General features: G+C 46.9%; 1 protein-coding gene. It reads right to left on the reverse strand.

The window, feature by feature from the left end:
* Window positions 1–773 (reverse strand): RHS repeat domain-containing protein (locus Q1A69_RS19985; RefSeq protein ID WP_299589643.1); only part of this gene is annotated, 773 nt, incomplete at its 3' end.
* Window positions 774–988: the final 215 nt, after the last annotated feature.

Below are 988 nucleotides of genomic sequence, written 5' to 3' on the forward strand. Positions count from 1 at the left end.
TTCAGCACCTTCACTATATTGCCGCGCTGGTCGTACTCGTACAGGGTGGTGTTGCCGCTGTTGTCGATCGACGCCACATTCTCGCCAAAGGCGTTATAGCTGGCGTGGTGGGCGATCAAAGTCTCGTCGTTGGCGGCACCGGTCAGCTGCAGGGCGATATTGCGGATGGCCTCGCGGTTGTACATGCCGGTCTGCGAGTAGAAGACGGAGGTATAGCTATCCCCCTTAGAGGAGACATTGCGGGTGTAGGTGTTGGTGGTGGCGGTTTTCTTTACCGCGTTGGTTAAATTATTAACGGTCGCTGGGGCAGTATTATTGAAATTGCCTTTAGCTTCATTAATTACCGTACCGCTGCTGTTTTTTACCTTCATGGTAAAGGCGAGACTACTGCTGTTGGACATACCAGTGGTGCCAACATTGGCCATACCATTGACAACGCTGGCCGTTACAGTTTTGCCATCGGCTGTGAATTCTACTGTTTTTGCAGAGCTGTCGAGGTTAAAAATACGGACGTATTCATCGGAGGTTTTTGTTGACCCAGATCGACCATGATGAATGGTCTGCGCTCCCCATTCTTGTCCAAAGGATTTCAGTTTAACAGAGGTACTTTGCTCTAATAGTGGGACACTATGTGTAGTATCCACAGTCTTACTGGTAGTTTTTACCCCACCAGAAAGCATGTGCACTCCATTTCCGGGTATTTTTATCGCCTTGCCATCAATATATAAATATATAAATTCATTAGTTGGCAGACCGGATACTTTTATCGTCACTAGCTGTTCATAGGTGTACTCCAATTCTACAATATTGAACTCAGTCTCGGTTATTTTGTATCTAATTTGATTTGTACCGGCATTTGTAAATTCAACAGTAATGCGTTTTGTATCGACACTCCCGGGCTTATTGATAGCGCTCTGCCCACCAACGGCAGCATAAGTCGTCTCATTGATTCGCGCCGAATCACTGTAAGCCAGACTCGTACTTCTCG

The sequence above is a fragment of the uncultured Microbulbifer sp. genome, assembly GCF_947498635.1.
Lineage (GTDB): Bacteria > Pseudomonadota > Gammaproteobacteria > Pseudomonadales > Cellvibrionaceae > Microbulbifer > Microbulbifer echini.